At 47.8% G+C, this 18,053-nt stretch carries 13 protein-coding genes, 2 tRNA genes and 1 pseudogene; 7 read left to right on the top strand and 9 right to left on the bottom strand.

Annotation, left to right across the window (positions count from 1 at the left end):
• Nucleotides 1-315 (top strand): annotated as a pseudogene (locus tag PAECUDRAFT_RS24845) (CotH kinase family protein); the annotation flags it as partial.
• A 509-nt stretch (nucleotides 316-824) separates the two neighbouring features.
• On the opposite strand, the gene PAECUDRAFT_RS17555 reads toward PAECUDRAFT_RS24845, so the two are convergent.
• From PAECUDRAFT_RS17555 to PAECUDRAFT_RS17545, 3 genes are all read right to left on the bottom strand, one after another.
• Nucleotides 825-911: transfer RNA gene (locus tag PAECUDRAFT_RS17555), tRNA-Leu, on the bottom strand.
• A 59-nt stretch (nucleotides 912-970) separates the two neighbouring features.
• Complete coding sequence (locus PAECUDRAFT_RS17550) at nucleotides 971-1,231, bottom strand: zinc/iron-chelating domain-containing protein (protein ID WP_006039475.1); 261 nt, start codon at nucleotides 1,229-1,231, stop codon at nucleotides 971-973.
• Nucleotides 1,232-1,292: 61 nt separating this feature from the next.
• Nucleotides 1,293-1,379: transfer RNA gene (locus tag PAECUDRAFT_RS17545), tRNA-Leu, on the bottom strand.
• A gap of 178 nt (nucleotides 1,380-1,557) precedes the next feature.
• Between PAECUDRAFT_RS17545 and PAECUDRAFT_RS17540 the strand changes: the two genes are divergently transcribed.
• Nucleotides 1,558-2,412: a divergent polysaccharide deacetylase family protein gene (locus PAECUDRAFT_RS17540; protein ID WP_006039474.1), complete on the top strand. Its 855-nt coding sequence runs from the start codon at nucleotides 1,558-1,560 to the stop codon at nucleotides 2,410-2,412.
• Here PAECUDRAFT_RS17540 and PAECUDRAFT_RS17535 read toward each other — a convergent pair.
• Nucleotides 2,374-3,168: an N-acetylmuramoyl-L-alanine amidase gene (locus tag PAECUDRAFT_RS17535; RefSeq protein WP_006039473.1), complete on the bottom strand. Its 795-nt coding sequence runs from the start codon at nucleotides 3,166-3,168 to the stop codon at nucleotides 2,374-2,376. The two genes, PAECUDRAFT_RS17540 and PAECUDRAFT_RS17535, sit on opposite strands and share 39 nt — an antisense overlap.
• 161 nt (nucleotides 3,169-3,329) lie before the next feature.
• Between PAECUDRAFT_RS17535 and PAECUDRAFT_RS17530 the strand changes: the two genes are divergently transcribed.
• Nucleotides 3,330-3,572: a YqzE family protein gene (locus tag PAECUDRAFT_RS17530; protein WP_006039472.1), complete on the top strand. Its 243-nt coding sequence runs from the start codon at nucleotides 3,330-3,332 to the stop codon at nucleotides 3,570-3,572.
• Here PAECUDRAFT_RS17530 and PAECUDRAFT_RS17525 read toward each other — a convergent pair.
• The 3 genes from PAECUDRAFT_RS17525 to PAECUDRAFT_RS17515 form a co-directional block, all read right to left on the bottom strand.
• Nucleotides 3,534-4,532, bottom strand: coding sequence for a hypothetical protein (locus tag PAECUDRAFT_RS17525; RefSeq protein ID WP_040713026.1), 999 nt, complete (start codon nucleotides 4,530-4,532; stop codon nucleotides 3,534-3,536). The two genes, PAECUDRAFT_RS17530 and PAECUDRAFT_RS17525, sit on opposite strands and share 39 nt — an antisense overlap.
• An 82-nt stretch (nucleotides 4,533-4,614) precedes the next feature.
• Nucleotides 4,615-5,631 (bottom strand): YqhG family protein, encoded by a 1,017-nt coding sequence (locus PAECUDRAFT_RS17520; protein WP_006039470.1) that lies wholly within the window; start codon nucleotides 5,629-5,631, stop codon nucleotides 4,615-4,617.
• Nucleotides 5,628-7,448, bottom strand: a complete 1,821-nt coding sequence (locus PAECUDRAFT_RS17515) for a DEAD/DEAH box helicase (protein ID WP_006039469.1) — start codon at nucleotides 7,446-7,448, stop codon at nucleotides 5,628-5,630. Before PAECUDRAFT_RS17515 ends, PAECUDRAFT_RS17520 begins: the two co-directional genes overlap by 4 nt.
• A gap of 313 nt (nucleotides 7,449-7,761) precedes the next feature.
• Here PAECUDRAFT_RS17515 and PAECUDRAFT_RS17510 point away from each other — a divergent pair, with 313 nt between their 5' ends.
• Nucleotides 7,762-10,389 carry an adenosylcobalamin-dependent ribonucleoside-diphosphate reductase gene (locus tag PAECUDRAFT_RS17510; RefSeq protein ID WP_006039468.1) on the top strand — a complete coding sequence of 876 codons (2,628 nt, stop codon included), beginning with the start codon at nucleotides 7,762-7,764 and terminating at the stop codon, nucleotides 10,387-10,389.
• A gap of 138 nt (nucleotides 10,390-10,527) precedes the next feature.
• Here the strand turns inward: PAECUDRAFT_RS17510 and PAECUDRAFT_RS17505 are convergent, their stop codons facing one another.
• Nucleotides 10,528-12,135: a rhoptry family protein gene (locus tag PAECUDRAFT_RS17505; protein WP_006039467.1), complete on the bottom strand. Its 1,608-nt coding sequence runs from the start codon at nucleotides 12,133-12,135 to the stop codon at nucleotides 10,528-10,530.
• Entirely contained in the window at nucleotides 12,135-13,160 is a 1,026-nt protein-coding gene (locus PAECUDRAFT_RS17500) for a hypothetical protein (protein ID WP_006039466.1), read from the bottom strand. Before PAECUDRAFT_RS17500 ends, PAECUDRAFT_RS17505 begins: the two co-directional genes overlap by 1 nt.
• A 379-nt stretch (nucleotides 13,161-13,539) precedes the next feature.
• Here PAECUDRAFT_RS17500 and PAECUDRAFT_RS17495 point away from each other — a divergent pair, with 379 nt between their 5' ends.
• The 3 genes from PAECUDRAFT_RS17495 to PAECUDRAFT_RS17485 all read left to right on the top strand — a co-directional run bounded on the left by PAECUDRAFT_RS17495 (nucleotide 13,540) and on the right by PAECUDRAFT_RS17485 (nucleotide 18,013).
• Nucleotides 13,540-14,334 (top strand): hypothetical protein, encoded by a 795-nt coding sequence (locus PAECUDRAFT_RS17495; protein ID WP_006039465.1) that lies wholly within the window; start codon nucleotides 13,540-13,542, stop codon nucleotides 14,332-14,334.
• Between the two features lie 313 nt (nucleotides 14,335-14,647).
• Complete coding sequence (locus PAECUDRAFT_RS17490) at nucleotides 14,648-15,838, top strand: trypsin-like serine peptidase (protein WP_006039464.1); 1,191 nt, start codon at nucleotides 14,648-14,650, stop codon at nucleotides 15,836-15,838.
• A gap of 129 nt (nucleotides 15,839-15,967) precedes the next feature.
• Entirely contained in the window at nucleotides 15,968-18,013 is a 2,046-nt protein-coding gene (locus PAECUDRAFT_RS17485) for an S-layer homology domain-containing protein (protein ID WP_006039463.1), read from the top strand.
• Nucleotides 18,014-18,053: the final 40 nt, after the last annotated feature.

The following is an 18,053-nucleotide window of genomic DNA, read 5'->3' as shown; positions in this document are numbered from 1 at the left end:
GCTGGAGCGGGCCAGAATGGCCAGGCGGTGCAAGGCGGAGGCCAAGGCAATGCTGGAGCGGGCCAGAATGGCCAGGCGGTGCAAGGCGGCGACTTCGGCGGTTTCGGAGGGGGCGGCATGGGCGCTCCTCCTGATGGTTTTAACCCCGGTGGTGGTTTCCCAGGCGGCGGGATGGGAGGCGGTCCAGGCGGTTTCGGCGGGACAACGGCAGCCGTGAATCAAGGCAGCTCGTCTGAAGCGTTGACGACAGGCGGCCTGCTCATCGTACTTGTGCTCGCTTGTTTATTCGTTGTGTATTTCCGCAGAAAGCACTGATTCGTATGAAGAGGATGAACCGGATGGTGCGCCTTATATGAAAAGAAATCCTACGTCGTTTGTTTATGGCGTAGGATTTCTTTTTTGTTAGATACTCGCCGTAGCGCGAATAGGGAACAAAAATCTGCCCTAAAGGACCAACTGGCATGACGTAGCACGAATAGGGAACAAAAAACTTCCCTAAAGGGTTAGCTGGCACGTCGCAGCGCGAATAGGGAATAAAAAACTTCCCTAAAGGGTCAGCTGGCATGACGTAGCACGAATAGGGAACAAAAAACTTCCCTAAAGGACCAGTTGGCACATCGCAGCGCGAATAGGGAACAAAAATCTGCCCTAAAGGGTTAGCTGGCACGTCGCAGCGCGAATAGGGAACAAAAATCTACCCTAAAGGACCAACTGGCACATCGCAGCGCGAATAGGGAATAAAAAACTTCCCTAAAGCGCCAGCAAGCGCGCCGACGCGCAAACATAAAAAAGCTCCCATCAATGGGAGCTGTTCGTTGTAAGGGTGGTGCGGTCAAGAGGACTTGAACCTCCACGGTTGTTACACCACTAGAACCTGAATCTAGCGCGTCTGCCAATTCCGCCATGACCGCATGTCAATGTCGACAAAAAAGATCATACCATTGGGTACGAGTTGATGTCAAATATTATTTTAAGACGCCGGTGCTGTTAATTGCTCAAGCTGAGTAAGAATGCGGAAAGCATCTTCATTTGTCTGGCCGCAGGTGTATTCCTCCGCAGCAAATCCGCTGCACACCGCAGGACGATCCGGCTTGCCGAACAAACGGCACTTGTTATCTTCCGCCAACTGAATGCAACGCACGCCAGCAGGCTTGCCGCCGGGCATGCCGGGAATCGGGGAAGTAATCGTTATCGCGATACAGCATGCTGCACAGCCGATTCGGCATTCCATGGAATTACCTCCTTCGAGTGAACGAAAGAGGTTCCAGCTCATGCGCTGGAACCTCTTATAGTGGTGCGGTCAAGAGGACTTGAACCTCCACGGCTGTTACACCACTAGAACCTGAATCTAGCGCGTCTGCCAATTCCGCCATGACCGCACAATTACAACTGGCGAAATTTAATATATCATTTTAATCTTATTCAAGTCAATGTGATCAGGAATGTTCGAATTTTCTGTAAACGATAACCGCATGACTTACTCGATAGGGCTACATATTTTTTGAACAGGGCACAAACACTGTGTGTATGTCATGATAAGGTGGTGAGCCTGAAGCGATGCATTCACGGCAATCGAGAAAGCAATCCAATTGTATAAAACAAATCCGCTGGACTCGTCGACTGGTAGTATGCTTGCTCATCGGACTGCTGTGCGCTGGCACCGGTTTATCTGCTGCAGCTGGTGCAGCTGAAGGAGCAGAGGGACGAGCAGCTGAGACGAAACGCGTAGCGATTGTCATTGATGACTTTGGCAATGGCATGACTGGGACGACGGAGATGATGAAGCTGCCGTTTCCTTTTACGGTTGCGGTCATGCCGTTCATGCCGACTACGCGCGCAGATGCAGAAACTGCGCATAAGCTCGGCCATGATGTCATCGTGCATATGCCGATGGAGCCGAATAAAGGCAAGCGGGAATGGCTTGGCCCAGGCGCGCTGACGACTGATCTCAGCGATAGCGAAATCCGCAAGCGGGTAGAAGCGGCGATCGACAATGTGCCATACGCGGTCGGAATGAACAATCATATGGGCTCCAAGGTAACGGCGGATGAGCGCGTGATGCGCATCGTTTTGACCGTTTGCAAAGAGCGGGGGCTATTTTTCCTCGACAGCCGTACGACGTACAAAACGGTGGTGCCGAAAATCGCCAACGAGCTGGGCGTACCGCTGCTCTCCAACCATGTGTTTCTTGACGATGTATATTCCGTCCAGCATATTGCCAAGCAAATCGGCGTGCTGCGCAAATATTTAGAGGAGCATGAGAACTGCGTCGCCATCGGCCATGTTGGACCTCCAGGCAAGAAAACGGCCGCAGTTCTGCTTCAATCAACGCCAGTGCTTCGGGAAAAAGCGGTAATCGTGAAGCTGTCCGACCTAGTCCAGCGAACCGACGAGCAGCAAATATTGCCTTAGGCCGTTCGCAATCGCGGAAGCCAGCTTCGTTTGTGAAACCTTATTCGTCAGCATTGCGCGATCGCCAGTATGGGACAGGAAGCCCATTTCCACAATAACGGCGGGCTGTTTAACCGTTTTGAGCAAATAATAAGGTTTCCCGATTACAGGCAGCGCACGCGTATGCTGCAATTGATTCAAAGCGTCCTGTATGCAAGAAGCCAGCAGGGCGCTTTTTCCATTGTCTTGATGCAGGACGAGGGGGCCGCGCTTTCCATTATTTTTGGCCCAATTAACATGCAGGCTGACGAATAGGGCAGTTTCAATCTCAGCGGTCAGCTGCTTGCGCTGCGACAGGTCGCGCCGATGGCGGGAAGAGGTCTGATGCCAGCGATTATCATCGCTTAAAGCATAGTCGCCGGTACGGTTCAGAATCGCGTTAATCCCTTGGCTGCGCAGCAGCAAATAGAGCTTTTGGGCAACGGCAAGATTAATATCCTTCTCAAGCGTGTCGCCGAATACGGTACCGCCGTCAATGCCGCCATGGCCGGCGTCGATTAATATGGCAGCGGTCGGAAGCGCGCGCTTGTAGTTGGGCGGATCGCTCTTCGCGTCCGCAGCAGCAGCTGCTGCAAGATCATTTTTAGAAAACGGAATGGGACTCCATAACAGCGTCATTATGACGATGGGTACGATCAATCTACGTGTATGCCAAATGTGCTTGAACCGATCTGAACGTTTGTTTGTAAGCTCTGATTGTGTTTGTTGGTTTTCCAATTCCGTCATCCCCTCTAGCCAAACTGCATGTGATCTGCACTTAGCGTGGCTCGCTGGATGGGAATTCATGCATGTTTATTGTAATGGAATCGCGGGAATGCTGTAGAGGCGAAGGGCAATGAAAGATTAGCGGATAAGCGCAATCGAGGAGTGATAACGAAATGGCAGATAAACGAGATGAACTCATTAAATATATGGCAGGACAATTCGTCCATTATATCGATACGCCAGCGGAAGAGCGCGAGAGAAGACGTCTTAGCAAACAAGCAGCCAAGTCGAGCCGTGAGCCATGGGTGACCCGTTGGTTCGGCTTGGCGCCGGTAACGTTATTCACTTGGATGCGGGGCAGCCGTGGAACGGCGCCGTCAGCCGTAAAAGCGGCCGAAAGCCGAGAGCAAGGATAATCCGATATAGCGCCTATAAGAAAGCCCGGTGCCTTCTGGATCGGGCTCTTCAAGCTGCAAATAAACGGCATGGTTCGACCATTGCTGGAAGCCGGTAATGCCCCATACGAACGTTGCCGATTGATCAAACAGTTCAGATACGTAACGTATCGGACGATTCGCTTCGATTGGTTTGAGCAATTGTTCAGCTTGCTTCAGCGAAACAGCAGGCGATGTCAGCCACGGCAAATCGGCATAGATATCGAAGGAGCTTCCCCGATAGGCACGAAAGACATGCGACTGCAGTCCGGCCGATACCGGGAATAACGCAGACTGTTGGATATGTGCTGAGGCGAGCTTCCAAGAGCGATCGTCGGCAGGCAAAATATCGCCGGTTGCAGCATCCGCATACAAAATCTCGCGATCAGAAGTGACGATACGCCATGCGGCTAATAGCCCATTTACATATAACCGCTCCGCTTGAAAGCTCGGCTGTTGGCTGCTTGGAATAACGCCTTGCCGTTCCAACGATACGCGCAGCGTTTGCAAGTCGAACAACGGACGCTTTCCTACGCCATATTCCCCTAACTCGAATCCGCCGCTAGTCGTCGCATTAACGATCATATATCCAACGGTTTTACCGCTTATCGTAATGATTACATACCAGGCATGCGTGCCTGGGCCAAGCGGCTCTATGGCGTATTCCGCTCCTGACCAAGAGGCAAAGGAGGGCTGCTTCGCCAGCTCATCCATCCATAACCGAACTTGATTTTCCAGCTTCCGCGCATCTGCCTTGGGAATTGGCTCGGTTGTTACAGCGGCCTGCACAGATGATGAACTGGGTGCTGCGCTCGCGATCGCAAGCGGTTGAAGCATAGCTGCTCCAAGAAGGGCTATAAGGAAAAGCTTTCTCGTATTGGGATGTCGCATCGTCATCTCCGCCTTTCGCTGGGGTTTGAAGCCGCTTACGTTCCTCTTCATTGTACGGACAAGCTCCCAAGAATGCTGTTGGAAGCTGTCGCGGAGACGCGTGCGGTATCCGTTCTAATTTTGTTGTCCGCTGTCAATCGATACCCGCGAGATGAAAAATGCCGCAGTTGATGGCAGACGCTGTAACGCGGGGCTCATATTGCCACCGGATTTCGGCTTGGCGTTTCTCGAATTGCTCGGCAATTGCTGCTTTATTTTCTTCAATCGCGGTTTCGATCAAAGGCTCGTAATAATGCTGAATGCGCCCAAGCTCCTCATCCAGCCGTTCGCTAGCCGCTGCTGCCCAGCTGTAATCCTGCTGCTTCAGCTTGCGCTCAATCGCTTGCTCAATCATCGACATTGCTTTGCTGAGCGATACGCCATTTTTCGTAATATGGACATTGGGCGGCAGCTTCGGCGTCAGTTTATAGGAAAGAAGCCTGTCGTGGAACCGTTCGACGACTTGTCCAGAAGCAAGGGAAACGCCGATCGAATGAAACTCATCCCGCTTGCGGTCGCAGGCGAATTCGATCTTCAGATTGACGCCAAGCCATGCCGTATAAGGCGTTGAATCATAGGGAAGAGCATGCTTGCGCTCCGGCTCCTGAAACAGGTACACATAGCTCCCGCTCGCGCTGCTCGCATCGAACAGCTGGTCAAGCTTGCGCGATCCAAAATGCAAATCCTCCCGCGGCATACGAACCGTATTCATCGCGCCATGAACGAAGCCGAACGACCGCCCAATGGCTGCTTCGGCGGCAGGAGTAAGCCCGCTGCTTATTGGAGCTGGCGCTGAGCCCGCTACAGGCACCATGCCCGTTGAGCTGTCGGCGCCGCCATTGCCGGTCGCTGGCGAGGAAGCGAGCTGCTCTTGAGCGGCAGCCTCGGCAGCATCATATTTGGCTTTATCCGTCACGAATAACATCGACATCGTCTCAGGATCGGCGCCCGTCCGATCGACAAAGCTCCAATAGTACGGGCGATTGGTGAGCGCGCGGTCGGCGGCAGGAGAAAGCTTTACCTTAAAATGGGAGGGCGACTTCTCTAGAATGGCGCATTCCGTTGCCTCGAGAAACCGCTGAACGTATTTGTGAACCTGGCGTTCGTTCATGGGCTCGCCTCCATTGATATGGTTTGGCCGACAGCATCGAGCATGTCAGCGAGCGGATTGTCTTCTTCGATAATTTCGGACTGCACCTCGTCGCGAATGCGGCTGAGCGAGCTGCCCAGACCATCGATACGATGCTGAAGCTCCGAGACATTGCCGGATTCGGCGACCATCTGGGCGATTTGCTGCTCGAGAGATAGCTCCTGCTTCTCGAACCGTTCTAGGATATGGTCCAATTCGCCGATGACAAGCTCGAACAGATTGATTTTCTCATGGAGCAGATTCACGATATGCTCCTCGATCGTTCCGAGCGTGCACAGGTTGTAAATGCGCACGTCATGCTTCTGGCCTAGGCGATGGACCCGTCCGATTCGCTGCTCGACGCGCATCGGATTCCACGGCAGATCAAAGTTGATCATATGGTGGCAAAATTGCAGATTGATGCCCTCGCCGCCGGCTTCTGTAGCGATGAGCACTTGCGCGCGTCCTCGGAACAGGTCCATCATCCAATCCTTCTTGCCGCGATTCATGCCGCCGCGATATGGCACGGCTTGCAGCCCGTGCGAGCGGAAATATTGCAGCAAATATTCTTGCGTTGCACGATATTCCGTGAAAATGATCACCTTATCATCGATCTCGCGAATGAGCTCCATCGCTTTTTCGGCCTTCGTATTGGCGGTAATCGAACGGATAACCTCAACAAGCGCCCAAATCTTCGCGCGGAGCGGAGAGTCCTCGGCCGTTTTCTTAAACAGATTAACCAGCGTTAAAAACACCGCATCGCGGCTGGAGCAAACCTCCCGCTGCAGCGTAACGAGCGACAGCATGCTTGCCATATCCGCAACGGTTTCGACTACGCGTTCTCGCACGAAAGCTGTGACGCCATCGTAGAGCGCCTTTTCCTCCGGCGATAGCGTGAGCGGGATGTTGCGGACGATCCGCTTCGTAAACTGAATGCCTCCATCGCCGCGGCGATTGCGTATCATAACGGCAGACAGCGCTTCCTGCAGCTGATCCTCATTCTTCGGCAGACGCTTATCGACGACGAAATTCGCGGCAAATTCGCTTTGGCCGCCGAGTTGGCCCGGCTTAAGAAGGGTAATCAGGTTATAGAGCTCGTCCAGATCGTTCTGTACAGGCGTTGCGGTTAAGAGCAGGCAGTACTTTTTGTTCAGCTGCGTGACGAATTGATAGTTGGTCGTTTTTTTATTTTTGAGCTTATGCGCCTCATCAATGATGAGGATGTCATATTCCTGCGCCATCAGCTTCTCCCTGTGAGGGTCGCGCTTGGCGGTGTCCATCGATGCGACGACGACATCGCATGCCCACGTATGCTCTTTTTTCTGAGCGACGGCCGGTATGCCGAATTTTTGATTCAGCTCGCGCACCCACTGCAATACGAGAGAAGCAGGCACGAGAATGAGGGCGCGCTTCACGAGTCCGCGCATCATATATTCCTTGAGCACGAGTCCGGCTTCAATCGTTTTGCCAAGGCCGACCTCATCGGCGAGAATGGCGCGGCCGCCCATCTCATGCAAGACCTTGCTCGCCGTCGAAATCTGATGCGGCATCGGCTCAAGCGAAGGCAGGCAGCGGAGGCAGCGCAGCTCGTCAAAGCTGCTCACTTGCTTCGCTAGTTCGGCTTCGACGGCAAGCTGGTAGAGCGGCCAGCTGTCCCAAGGCCCGTTGCGATTTAGTCGGCCTTGCAGCTCATCGAACCAAGAACGGTCAAATCGCCAATCGACGAGCGGGGTAAGCTTACGGTTTGCTTCTGCCGGTTCGGAGCGGGACGGATTCGTCGGCTCAGTCGGTTGCGTCATAGATGAGCTCCTTTTCTGCCATGCGGCGGGCGTGATTTCCATAGTATGGCCTTGTCGTCGGCAATTCATAAGAGAGAGAAAACGAGCGTAACAGAAAGGGACGAAATACAGAGAATAGACGAGGATGGACAAGCACGGGGAAGCATAGTAGGCGGAAGTTTACAAATTTCGGCGAAAACAGCGATCTGAGGCGATGTAGATCCATATCTGGTATAGTATAATGAGTAGCGCACACAATATATGGTACCAAAATCATACAATATAGATAACTTCATGGGCTGCGGGACCAAGAATAACGGGAGGTTGTCGACAGATGGTGACGACGCGAAATAATCGATTAGAAGGACTAAGCGAGAAAATATTTTTGGATCGCTACGCATGGAAAAATGCGGACACGAACGAGACGAAGGTAGGCGACGTCGTCCTGGTGCTGACGAAGGATGACCCGAAATTCCCAACCAAGGAAGTAGGCGAAGTCATCGCGCGCCGCGGCAGCGACGTGACGGTTAAGCTGCGCAGCGGGGGCACGATCGAATCGTCCGTAGAGAAGCTGACGCTGACCGTTGAGAAAACGCCGGAAGAAATGTGGGATCGCCTCGCAGGCGCAATGGCATCGGTCGAGAAGGAAGAGAAGCGGAAGGAATGGACGGAACGGTTCCGCTATATTCTCGATGACTGGAAGCTCGTGCCGGGCGGCCGGATTGCGGCTGGTGCAGGCGCAAGCGAAGAGCTGACGCTGTTCAACTGCTATGTTATTCCTTCACCAAAAGATAGCCGTGGCGGCATTATGGAGACGCTCACGGAAATGACTGAAATTATGGCGCGCGGCGGCGGCGTAGGCATTAATCTGTCGTCCTTGCGTCCTCGCCGTGCGATTGTTGCAGGCGTGAATGGCTCCTCGAGCGGCGCTGTTTCATGGGGCGGGCTATTCAGCTATACGACGGGCCTGATCGAGCAGGGCGGCAGCCGTCGCGGCGCGCTTATGCTTATGATCAACGACTGGCATCCGGATCTTCTCGATTTCATTACCGTCAAGCAAACGATGGGGCAAGTGACGAACGCGAACTTGTCGGTATGCGTGAGCAACGGCTTCATGAAGGCGGTCAAGGAGGATCTCGATTGGGAGCTTGTGTTCCCTGATACGAAGGCGACGGGCTATGACCAGTTGTGGGACGGCGATTTGGAAAAATGGCGCTCCAACGGCCATCCGGTTATCCCGTACAAAACCGTACGCGCTCGCGATGTATGGCATACGATTATCGAATCGGCTTGGAAATCGGCAGAGCCTGGCGTTGTGTTCATGGAATACTACAACCAGATGTCGAACAGCTGGTACTTCAATCCGATCATTTGTACGAATCCATGCGGCGAGCAAGGGCTGCCAGCTTGGGGCGTATGCAATCTATCGGCGATTAATCTGTCCAAATTCTATGATGAGGGCAAGGACGATGTGGATTGGAACGAGCTGGGCCGCGTGACGCGCTGGTCGGTGCGTTTCCTCGATAACGTCATCGACAAGACGCCGTATCATTTCCCGGAAAATGAAGCGAATCAGCAAAACGAACGCCGCGTCGGATTGGGCACGATGGGACTGGCAGAGCTCATGATTAAGCTGGGCATCCGTTACGGATCGCCCGAATCGCTCTCGTTCCTGGATAAGCTGTACGGCTTCATCGCCCGTGAATCGTATCTGGCTTCCTCCGAGATTGCTAGCGAGAAAGGCTCGTTCCCAGCGTTCGAGGCAGAGCCATACTTACAAAGCGGCTTCATGCAAAACATGGTCGAGGAGTACCCGGAAGTAGGCGATGCGATCATGAAGAGCGGCGTACGCAACGTAACCGTATTGACCCAAGCGCCAACGGGCAGCACGGGCACGATGGTCGGCACTTCTACAGGCATCGAACCATACTTCGCCTTCGAATACTTCCGCCAAAGCCGACTCGGCTTCGACAAGCAGCTCGTGCCGATCGCGCAAGAGTGGATCGATGCGCATCCGGGCCAAGAGCTGCCGGATTATTATGTAACGTCGATGTCTTTATCGGCGAAGGATCATATCCGCGTGCAAGCGGCGATTCAACGCTGGGTAGACAGCTCGATTTCCAAAACGGCGAACGCGCCGAACGACTTTACGGTCGAAGAAACGAAGGAGCTGTATGAGCTTGCATTCGATCTCGGGTGCAAAGGCGTAACGATTTATCGCGACGGCAGCCGTGACGTTCAGGTGCTGTCGACCTCTTCGAAGGATGAGAAGAAGGACGAAGCCGCAGCAGCGGTGGCAGAAACAGCAACAGCGGCAGCTGTTGAAACGACGACCGTCGGCGAGCTGAACGCAACGCTGAACGCCGATGTAACGCCGCAGCAGGAGCAAGTATTTGATAAAGAATACAAGCGCCGACCGCAAGTGCTGCGCGGCGCTACTTATAAAGTAAATACGCCATTCGGCATGGCGTACATTACGATCAATGACATGAACGGAACGCCAAGCGAAATCTTCCTCAATGTCGGCAAAGCAGGCTCTGACGTATTCGCGATGGCGGAAGCACTCGGCCGCGTATGCTCGTTGTTCCTCCGTTATGGCGATCACGGCAACAAGGTGAAGCTGCTCGTCAAGCATTTGAAAGGCATCGGCGGCTCTGGGGCGATCGGCTTCGGTGCGAATCGCGTGGAATCCATCGCGGACGCAGTCGCGAAGGCGCTTGAGACGCACGCGGAGACGGCAGAGGAAGCGGCAGCGTTGTACGCGGAGCCAGCAGCGGCAGCATTGCCAGCTGCTGCAGCACCGGCTGCACCAGCTCTGGCGGCTGGGAATGATGCTGGCGCGCATGCGCATGCAGGTCAGTCGTCGTCGCGCGACCTTTGTACGTCATGCGGATCGGCATCGCTGATTAATATTGAGGGATGTAAGACTTGTAGTAATTGTGGGTATAGTCGTTGTAATTAACTTTTCTCGGATCATAACATCATTACAGTAAAAAAGCCCACCATACATAATGGTGAGCTTTTTTACTGTGAAACATCTTAGATTCTTAAAATCCGTTCTATTTTATTGGTCTAAATTAACTCTTCAAACATTGTATTTTTATATTTTTATTGAGAAATTGTTAATTAGATTTTCAAATTCATTTACATATGCATTACTTAGCATTTTGCTTGGAGTGTGATTTGAATAATCAATATGATTTAATATTTTCATGTTATCGTATTTACCTACTTCTTCTGTTTTAAGAGTAGTTGTAAATATGATTTGAATATTTAATCTCGAGAAAAGCTCTAATACAATTGATTCTTTTTCTGTTGATAAGTCTTCAGCTCGAAACGAATCTACAATTATAGGTAAGTTGTAATGCAAGAGTGTCGCAAATGAGTATAGCTTGACTAAATGATACACTGTAGCTTCACTACCTGAAAATATCTGATTGTTTTTTGTGAAGATAGATTCGAAAATAATATTTCCTGCAGGATCAATTTTATTATATGTAGTATTCATTGTATCTGTAATCTCTTTTATTAAAGCTTGTTGTTGTTGTATCACGTCTTCTGAATCAATTTTATTATTAATAATAGCATTCTCTAAATTCTTTATTTCATCATCAATAACAATTATACGTTTTTCAGCATCAGTAGCATTAAACATATCATCTTTATAGGCAACTAATACTTCTAAACTAATTTTATCTTGCACAAGAATATTATTAATCTCTTCTTGACGCTTATTTATTTGATATGTAAATATCTCGATTTCTTCAGTATAAGCATTTATTTTTTCAGCAATTGACTCTAGAATTTGATTACGAATCTCAGGTGTTGAAACTTCAAAGCTATACGAATGTTTTCCTGAATTATTGTAACTAATATGTGTCGAATTGCACTCCATGCATCTTAGTTCCCCAGAGTCTATTGTTCTATTTAGTGATTTTAATTCTTTAATTGTAAGTTCATATTTATTTTTTCTAGATAGAGCATTGCTCCTTAATTTACTGTATTCTAAAATTTGTTCTGTTAGGGTTTCAATTTTTTCTATTTTTGATTTAAGAGTCAATTTATCGTTTACACTACTTAAATAAGTTGCAGCGGTATTAGTGGATTTTAAAATCTTATGCTGTTTAAGTAGCGTTTTTCTTTCATCTTTTAGATCATTAATTTTTCTCTTAACGAGATCAAAGTTTTCAACAGTATCAGTCACATTATTAATATTAACAAAGGAAAATAGCATGTTATAAAAATCTAACTTATTGTAGTAACCTTTATTAGTTATATTAGAAGTATCTTTCTTATCTTGACCTACAAAATTAAGTTGATAATATAGTTCTGGATCTACAATCCTTTCAATACCGTTTTTAGTGATTATAGGGAGTTTGAATATATTTCTTGTCCAATATCTTTTTAATTCAGATATACTATCGAAAACCATCAAAGTATTATTGGTTTTTAAGATAAATGAATTCGCTCTTCTACAAAGACTATATTGTACATCTTCAACTGAAAAAATAACGATGTGATAATAATCCAAGTAATTGAATGTAGATGGAAAAGCAGGGACATTGCCTAAACAAAACAAAAGGCTCTGAATTAGTATAGTTTTACCTCGATTATTCTCATCGCTTGATATAACATTCAATGCTTCTGTGAACGATGATTCAATGTATGCTTCACTAGAGTTACCGATTGCTACTTTTTTAATAATCATTATTGTATTCCATCCTTCACAATAGAAATAAAGTATTTTAAAGAAATAGCATCAAAATCACTTCTGTTAACAAATTCATTGTCTAGTTTGCTTAGTATCATATTGAGATTATCATGAGGGTTTGAGGAAATAATTGAATATATGTTTTCGAATAAGGACCAAAAATCATCGGCACGGTTTTTATTAAAAAGGGCTCTTGATAAAGCGATCTGGCAATCTTCTAGAACTGATCTTCTTTTTTCTTCAGGAGCTCTATTCAAAGTCGACATAAAAGAAATAGGCAAACCTTTATCGAACGGGTTTCTGTTAATTATTCTCCCTAACACTAGTAGTTTTATTTCGCTACTTGTTAAATGGTGACAGAAATCAAGGGCTTCAGAACTGGTCTCAATAGTAATGTTTTCAACAACACCAATATTTTTTTTACTTGACTGTTGATCTCTTATTTCATTAAAGATTGCATTTAGTGTATCTTCGTTTGGAATAATACGAGGATGAACGTTAACGATTGATTTGACGTATTCACTCGGTTTCTTATCATCGATAATAAATTGAACTTTCCCTAGGAATGTATTGATTTCTTCATCAGTAATTGAATGATGATCAATGTACGTTTTCTCTTTAGATTCCTCTAGAAGTCCTTCTTTAATTTTATTAATTGCTTCTGGTTTAATATTGCTAATATCAAAAATGTTAATAGTATTATTTAATCGGACTGTGTTTGAAACACCGCCCATAAAAAGAAGGAAATAACTAAATTTCATCTCACTTCGAAAATTTTTAAACAGTGTAACAAGTTCTTTACCAATAGCTTTTGGGGATGTAGTTTTAGCGCCCTTGGATTGCATATCCCACAGTTTTGTCCCCATCTTATCCATTCCAGTTAAGTCATTAAAAAAATCAACAACAAAAAAATATATATCATTACTGTCGTTTCTGAAATTCATTAAATATAGCAATGCTTTGGTTTCATATTCAGCGCCTGACGGTCGTAGTCTCTCTGAAGAAGTTACTGTATATGCCATTACCAACTAAACTCCTTTCCAATTAAACTTTCGCTAAATTGGTTACTTTTATCCCTCATATTAACATTGTTTCCACCTGAATTGCACCGAAAATATAGAAGTTGTATATATATGATATATGGGGTATATATAGATATATTAGGAGTCATGGTTTTTATTTGGTGGTCAATTAAAAATAGATACATTATTGAGTTTCTACTTAATAGTTAAATATATGTTATAATAGAATCAATAGGATAATAACGAAAAATAATAATTGTGAGATGAATTCATGAGAACTTTGTGCTTTTAAAGCGAATGGATTTATTTTTGAGAATGGAAGAAAGAAATTTATTATGGAATTGTCGAAAAATTTGAACCATAATTGGAGAATTATAAGATGGACTATTTTGTTGATGTATATAATCTCTATATAAAGTTTGATTCGATTAGTAAGTTTTATATTACTTTGGTTATTGGGCTATGTGCTTTTTTGTATAAGACTTTTTTAAGTATGCACTTAGAAGAACAGAAACAAAAAGAATCTATAATTCAAAAAAAAGTAGAGATTCTATCTCAATTTTACGCTTCGATTGTAATTTACATGAATAGCACGCAAGAGCAGGCTGAGCAAGAAAAGTTGATTGAAAAAATAGGAGAATGTTATCCATACCTAGATTATAGAACTAAAATGAAGATTGAAATGTATTATGCAAATCGATCCATATACACTTTAAATTCGTTAAAGGGAATTATTAAACAAATACTAAATAAATATGAGACCATTGGAGAGAATCAACTGGAATTTGAAAAATTATTTTCGATATTCTATAGATTACTTAAGCCGGTACTTCCATTGATCTTTATTCTAATAGTAATAATTGTTGGTGTGTCAAATTTTATTATATTTCATGATGCAAAAAGTAATTGGGAAAAATACTGTATTGTCTCAGATTATGCTTCGATATTGTTTTCACTTACAATTTTAATTAGCTTAATAAATTTAGTATTGCAGAAGTGGAGTGAATTTAGAAATCCAGGTCTTAGATTTTGGATTGGAACTTTCGTAGTAATCGTATGCCCTTATGTAATACTACTTATTGATTCCAACTATTTATATTTGGCTTTTGTAATTCAGATTTTATGTATAATTATATTATTAGTTCTTGATTTCAAAGTAAGGGAAAGTAGGTAGATGAATCTCTAATAAATGAGATAGATCATGTGTAATAATGTTGTAGAGATAATATAAATTCAGCTAATAACAGGACAAAACCCTTCCGGTACTTATTGGAGGGGTTTTGTCTTTTTGAAGCACTATAGTCAGACATAGTGCACTTATAACTAGCAATTTAGAAAACCTTATGCACAGTTCGACAGTCTTCTAAATCCCAAAGACTTATAGTAAACCATAACGAGATAGGGAGTGAAGCCGACTCCTCCATGTACAATTACACGAGCAATCTCAACTGGGGGATAAATCACTAAAATAAAAAAGGAGCGTTACCATGTCCAAAAAAACCGATTTCCCGCAGTCACTGTCCGAGTTGCTAGAGATAGACGACAAGGTGTATGAAAAGGATACGCGGCCTTGGGGGGAGGTTACCGAGTCCTCGATGGCTTGTTGGACGGAGCGCGGCACCGGCATCGAGCTTGAGCGTTCAAAGCTGATGCCAAACGCTTATGTGCTGAAGTCGCCGAGCGCGATCAATTTCGGTCTTCCTGTGCTTGAGAGCCGAGCGAATCCGGTGCGCACGCGAACGATGACGGAGCGGTTAGCGGTTGCTGAGCGGCGGCGACTTGATCGGTTTGAACGCACGAACCGCAGGTTCGAAACGTTGGGTGAACCGCATTGTCCAGAAGGGGTTCCGACAGGCATTCACCCCAAAACGGTTCCCTCCATTGATGCAAAGCGCGTTGGCCTAACATCGCGAGGGGCGAAGACGCTGCTGTCGGCAGACCCGCACGCAACGATCATCAACGGCGAGTCACGTCAATTCGTCTATCCGGATCGATATCCATACACCGCAGTGTGTAAGCTGTATATTAGCTATCAGCCTGAACCGGGCGCATCTTGGCGCCAGTCCGGTGAAGCGACCGGTTACCTCATCGGGAAAAGCACATTGATGACAAGCGGACACGTCCAACCGCTATCGGGCAGCGGCTGGATGATCAAAGTCGTCCCCGCGTGCTGGGCGGGCAGGTCAGTATTTGGAATCGGTTTCGTGACCTATGTCCGATCCACGCACTGGTGGAATTCGGATTCGGGCAGCGACATTCAGATTTGTCAGCTTTATGATCCGATCGGCGAACGAACCGGGTATTTTGGCTATCGCAGCTACAATTCGGACTGGGAGGATGGCGCATATTGGCACATGGCAGGGTATCCCTATGACCGCAGCCTAACCTCGATGTCGCGCCAGTCCGGCATCGCCGTTCGGGACGATGATGATGGCGACAACATTAACGTCAATGGCGACGACTATGACACGACGCAAGTGGAAAGCGATGCAGACGAAGCATCCGGCGCTTCGGGGTCGCCATTATGGGGATATTGGTCGGGCAAGCCCTATGCGATAGGCGTACATCATGGCGTGGAGCGAGACGGAACGATTTATGGCACCGAAATTTTATCATGCGCCTCGGGCGGCGACGGGTTTACCGCTGCGGCTCATTGGGGCAGGAGTATGTGGTCGTAGCCAGCAAGAGGTTTGTCATCAAGATAAGAGGTAAACAAGACCTTATCTAACGAATATTGAAGGAAAAAGCTGACATTTGTCGAATACCCCCTTTTATCAGAGTTTCATGAAAAGGGGAGCAGTGGCAGCATGAATCGAATCATACGCTGGGTCATCATCTTATCTCTATTCGCAGCTTTCATAGGGTATCAAGGAACGACGTCGCAACAATCCGTGGCTCATGCAACTGAGCAAACAATAGCAGATGGCTACACGAAGGATCAATTGGATGCTTTGAACTATTTGAATCAGGTTCGGTCCAAGCTGGGGCTTCAAACGGTGCAGCTGAACGCCAACATTACGAAGGCCGCGAAGCTGCATGCCCACTACTACAATACGAACCTTAGCAACGAGGAAGTGTCCTTGAAGGCGCACAAGGAGCAGAAGGGACTGCCCGGCTTTATGGGAGAGTCCGCTCCCGATCGCTTGAAAGCCTCGGGATGGGTAGCGTCCTATCAGGGCGCTTGGATCGGCGAGGTGATGCATTTTGGCCAGGGAACGAGCACCGATGCGATGAAAGCTTGGCTGGATAGCACTGCATACCATCGGACGATTATTCTCGATCCTGCTATTGTCGAAATCGGCATTGGCCTTGAGGAGGGCACCGCTGTTGTTAACGTAGCGGGTCCTTATCTGAACAAGCCGATGCGGGATGGAATCGCGGTATATCCGTATGACGGAATGACGAATGCGATCATTGGCTTCTACGGCAATGAGATTCCGAATCCGCTAACGAAGTTTGGCGTGAAGTATTCCGGCACGATTATTTCGGCGACGACGCCGGCCAAGCGGGTATGGTATAACGCGGTAATTACCGACGAGAAAGGCAAAAATGTACCATTTTACGCCGAGGATTATGATGATGAAACGCTGTATCTCTATCCTAAAAACGTACTGCAAGGGTACCAGGCGTATAAGGTTTCTTTGACCTATCAGCTAGAGGGTTCGGATGAGAAGCTGAACAAAACATGGTCGTTCAAAACAGGCGTAGGCCATAAGCTTATTGCTCTCCAGTCCAAATATGCGGAGGTCGTCGTGAACGAAGGAGGCGTACAGCCGCTTTCGATTATCAATCGGTATGATGACGACTCTTACGACGATTTGACGAATGTGACGTATTCGGTAACGCCTGTAACGGGGCTAACCGTTTCCGCCGATGGCATGGTGAAAGGGATCAAAGCGGGAACGTACACAGTTTCGGCAAAATCCGGCTCCATCAAGCTGCCTGTGAAGGTGAAGGTGCTGGCGAAGCTGAAGACCAAGGCGTATCCGGCAGCTAATCCATCCACGATGACGGACATCGCGAACCATCCCGCTAAATCGTCGATAGAATGGGCCATGCGTGAGGGTGTAATGACGGGTGCAGCGAAAAACCTGTTCAAGCCGGATGCTGCGGTGACGGAAGCCGAGTTTTGGACGATGTTTCTGCGGTTGTATAAGGTGAATTATGAGGCTTACAGTCCCGCAGCGAAGGGGCATTGGGCGGACGGCGCGTATCGAATTGCCACGGAACGGAACTTCCCGCTGGATGGCCTGAAGAAGAAGGAAGCGAAGGATGGCAAAATAACGCGGCTGAAGGCTGCGGAAATTATAGCGGCAGCCGACGGCGTGAATTACATCAGTACGAACGCGATTTGGTACGTCATTGCGATGGATTATGCTAGAGGCGTTACCGAGCGTTCGGTGGAAGGGTTTCAAGCTAATACGGCTTTAACGCGAGCGGAAACCGCGAAGATGCTGCAATATCTTGCGCCTAAACTGAAGGAAATGCGAGGACGTCCTACGGCGATCACTTCCGGGAAGACGTTGCCGAAATTGCCGTCGCGTACGTTGTACGTCAAGCCGGATAAGCTGGACGATTATTCAGTGTTCGCAGGCTATAGCGCTGACCGGAAGCTTACGGTTGAAGGAAAGTTTGTGAAGCATGCCGGCGAAGCTGTGCGGCTGCTCGTACAAGCAGATGGCAAGGCGCTGGAGGAGCAATCGATCGTACTGGACAGCAAGGGAGAGTTCCGCGTGACGCTCCCGGGGCCTTATCAGCAGAGCAAGTTGTCGATCTATGTGAACATAGAGAACGAAGCGTATTATGCCCTTGAGATTGAGGAAAACACGATGTATCTAGCGAAGTTCAAATAGGCAACAATATCGAAGTGTTTCGTAACGAAAGGAAAAGCAG

The organism is Paenibacillus curdlanolyticus YK9, from assembly GCF_000179615.1.
Lineage (GTDB): Bacteria > Bacillota > Bacilli > Paenibacillales > Paenibacillaceae > Paenibacillus_T > Paenibacillus_T curdlanolyticus.
This window is presented reverse-complemented; position numbering and strand designations above follow the sequence as displayed.

Excerpts from the sequence above, each read along its gene's own strand:
- PAECUDRAFT_RS17525 (WP_040713026.1), bottom strand. The coding sequence starts at position 4,532 with ATGAAGAGGAACGTAAGCGGCTTCAAACCCCAGCGAAAGGCGGAGATG.
- PAECUDRAFT_RS17510 (WP_006039468.1), top strand. The coding sequence starts at position 7,762 with ATGGTGACGACGCGAAATAATCGATTAGAAGGACTAAGCGAGAAAATA.
- PAECUDRAFT_RS17550 (WP_006039475.1), bottom strand. The coding sequence starts at position 1,231 with ATGGAATGCCGAATCGGCTGTGCAGCATGCTGTATCGCGATAACGATT.
- PAECUDRAFT_RS17490 (WP_006039464.1), top strand. The coding sequence starts at position 14,648 with ATGTCCAAAAAAACCGATTTCCCGCAGTCACTGTCCGAGTTGCTAGAG.
- PAECUDRAFT_RS17530 (WP_006039472.1), top strand. The coding sequence starts at position 3,330 with ATGGCAGATAAACGAGATGAACTCATTAAATATATGGCAGGACAATTC.
- PAECUDRAFT_RS17500 (WP_006039466.1), bottom strand. The coding sequence starts at position 13,160 with ATGGCATATACAGTAACTTCTTCAGAGAGACTACGACCGTCAGGCGCT.
- PAECUDRAFT_RS17505 (WP_006039467.1), bottom strand. The coding sequence starts at position 12,135 with ATGATTATTAAAAAAGTAGCAATCGGTAACTCTAGTGAAGCATACATT.
- PAECUDRAFT_RS17520 (WP_006039470.1), bottom strand. The coding sequence starts at position 5,631 with ATGAACGAACGCCAGGTTCACAAATACGTTCAGCGGTTTCTCGAGGCA.
- PAECUDRAFT_RS17495 (WP_006039465.1), top strand. The coding sequence starts at position 13,540 with ATGGACTATTTTGTTGATGTATATAATCTCTATATAAAGTTTGATTCG.
- PAECUDRAFT_RS17515 (WP_006039469.1), bottom strand. The coding sequence starts at position 7,448 with ATGACGCAACCGACTGAGCCGACGAATCCGTCCCGCTCCGAACCGGCA.
- PAECUDRAFT_RS17540 (WP_006039474.1), top strand. The coding sequence starts at position 1,558 with ATGCATTCACGGCAATCGAGAAAGCAATCCAATTGTATAAAACAAATC.
- PAECUDRAFT_RS17485 (WP_006039463.1), top strand. The coding sequence starts at position 15,968 with ATGAATCGAATCATACGCTGGGTCATCATCTTATCTCTATTCGCAGCT.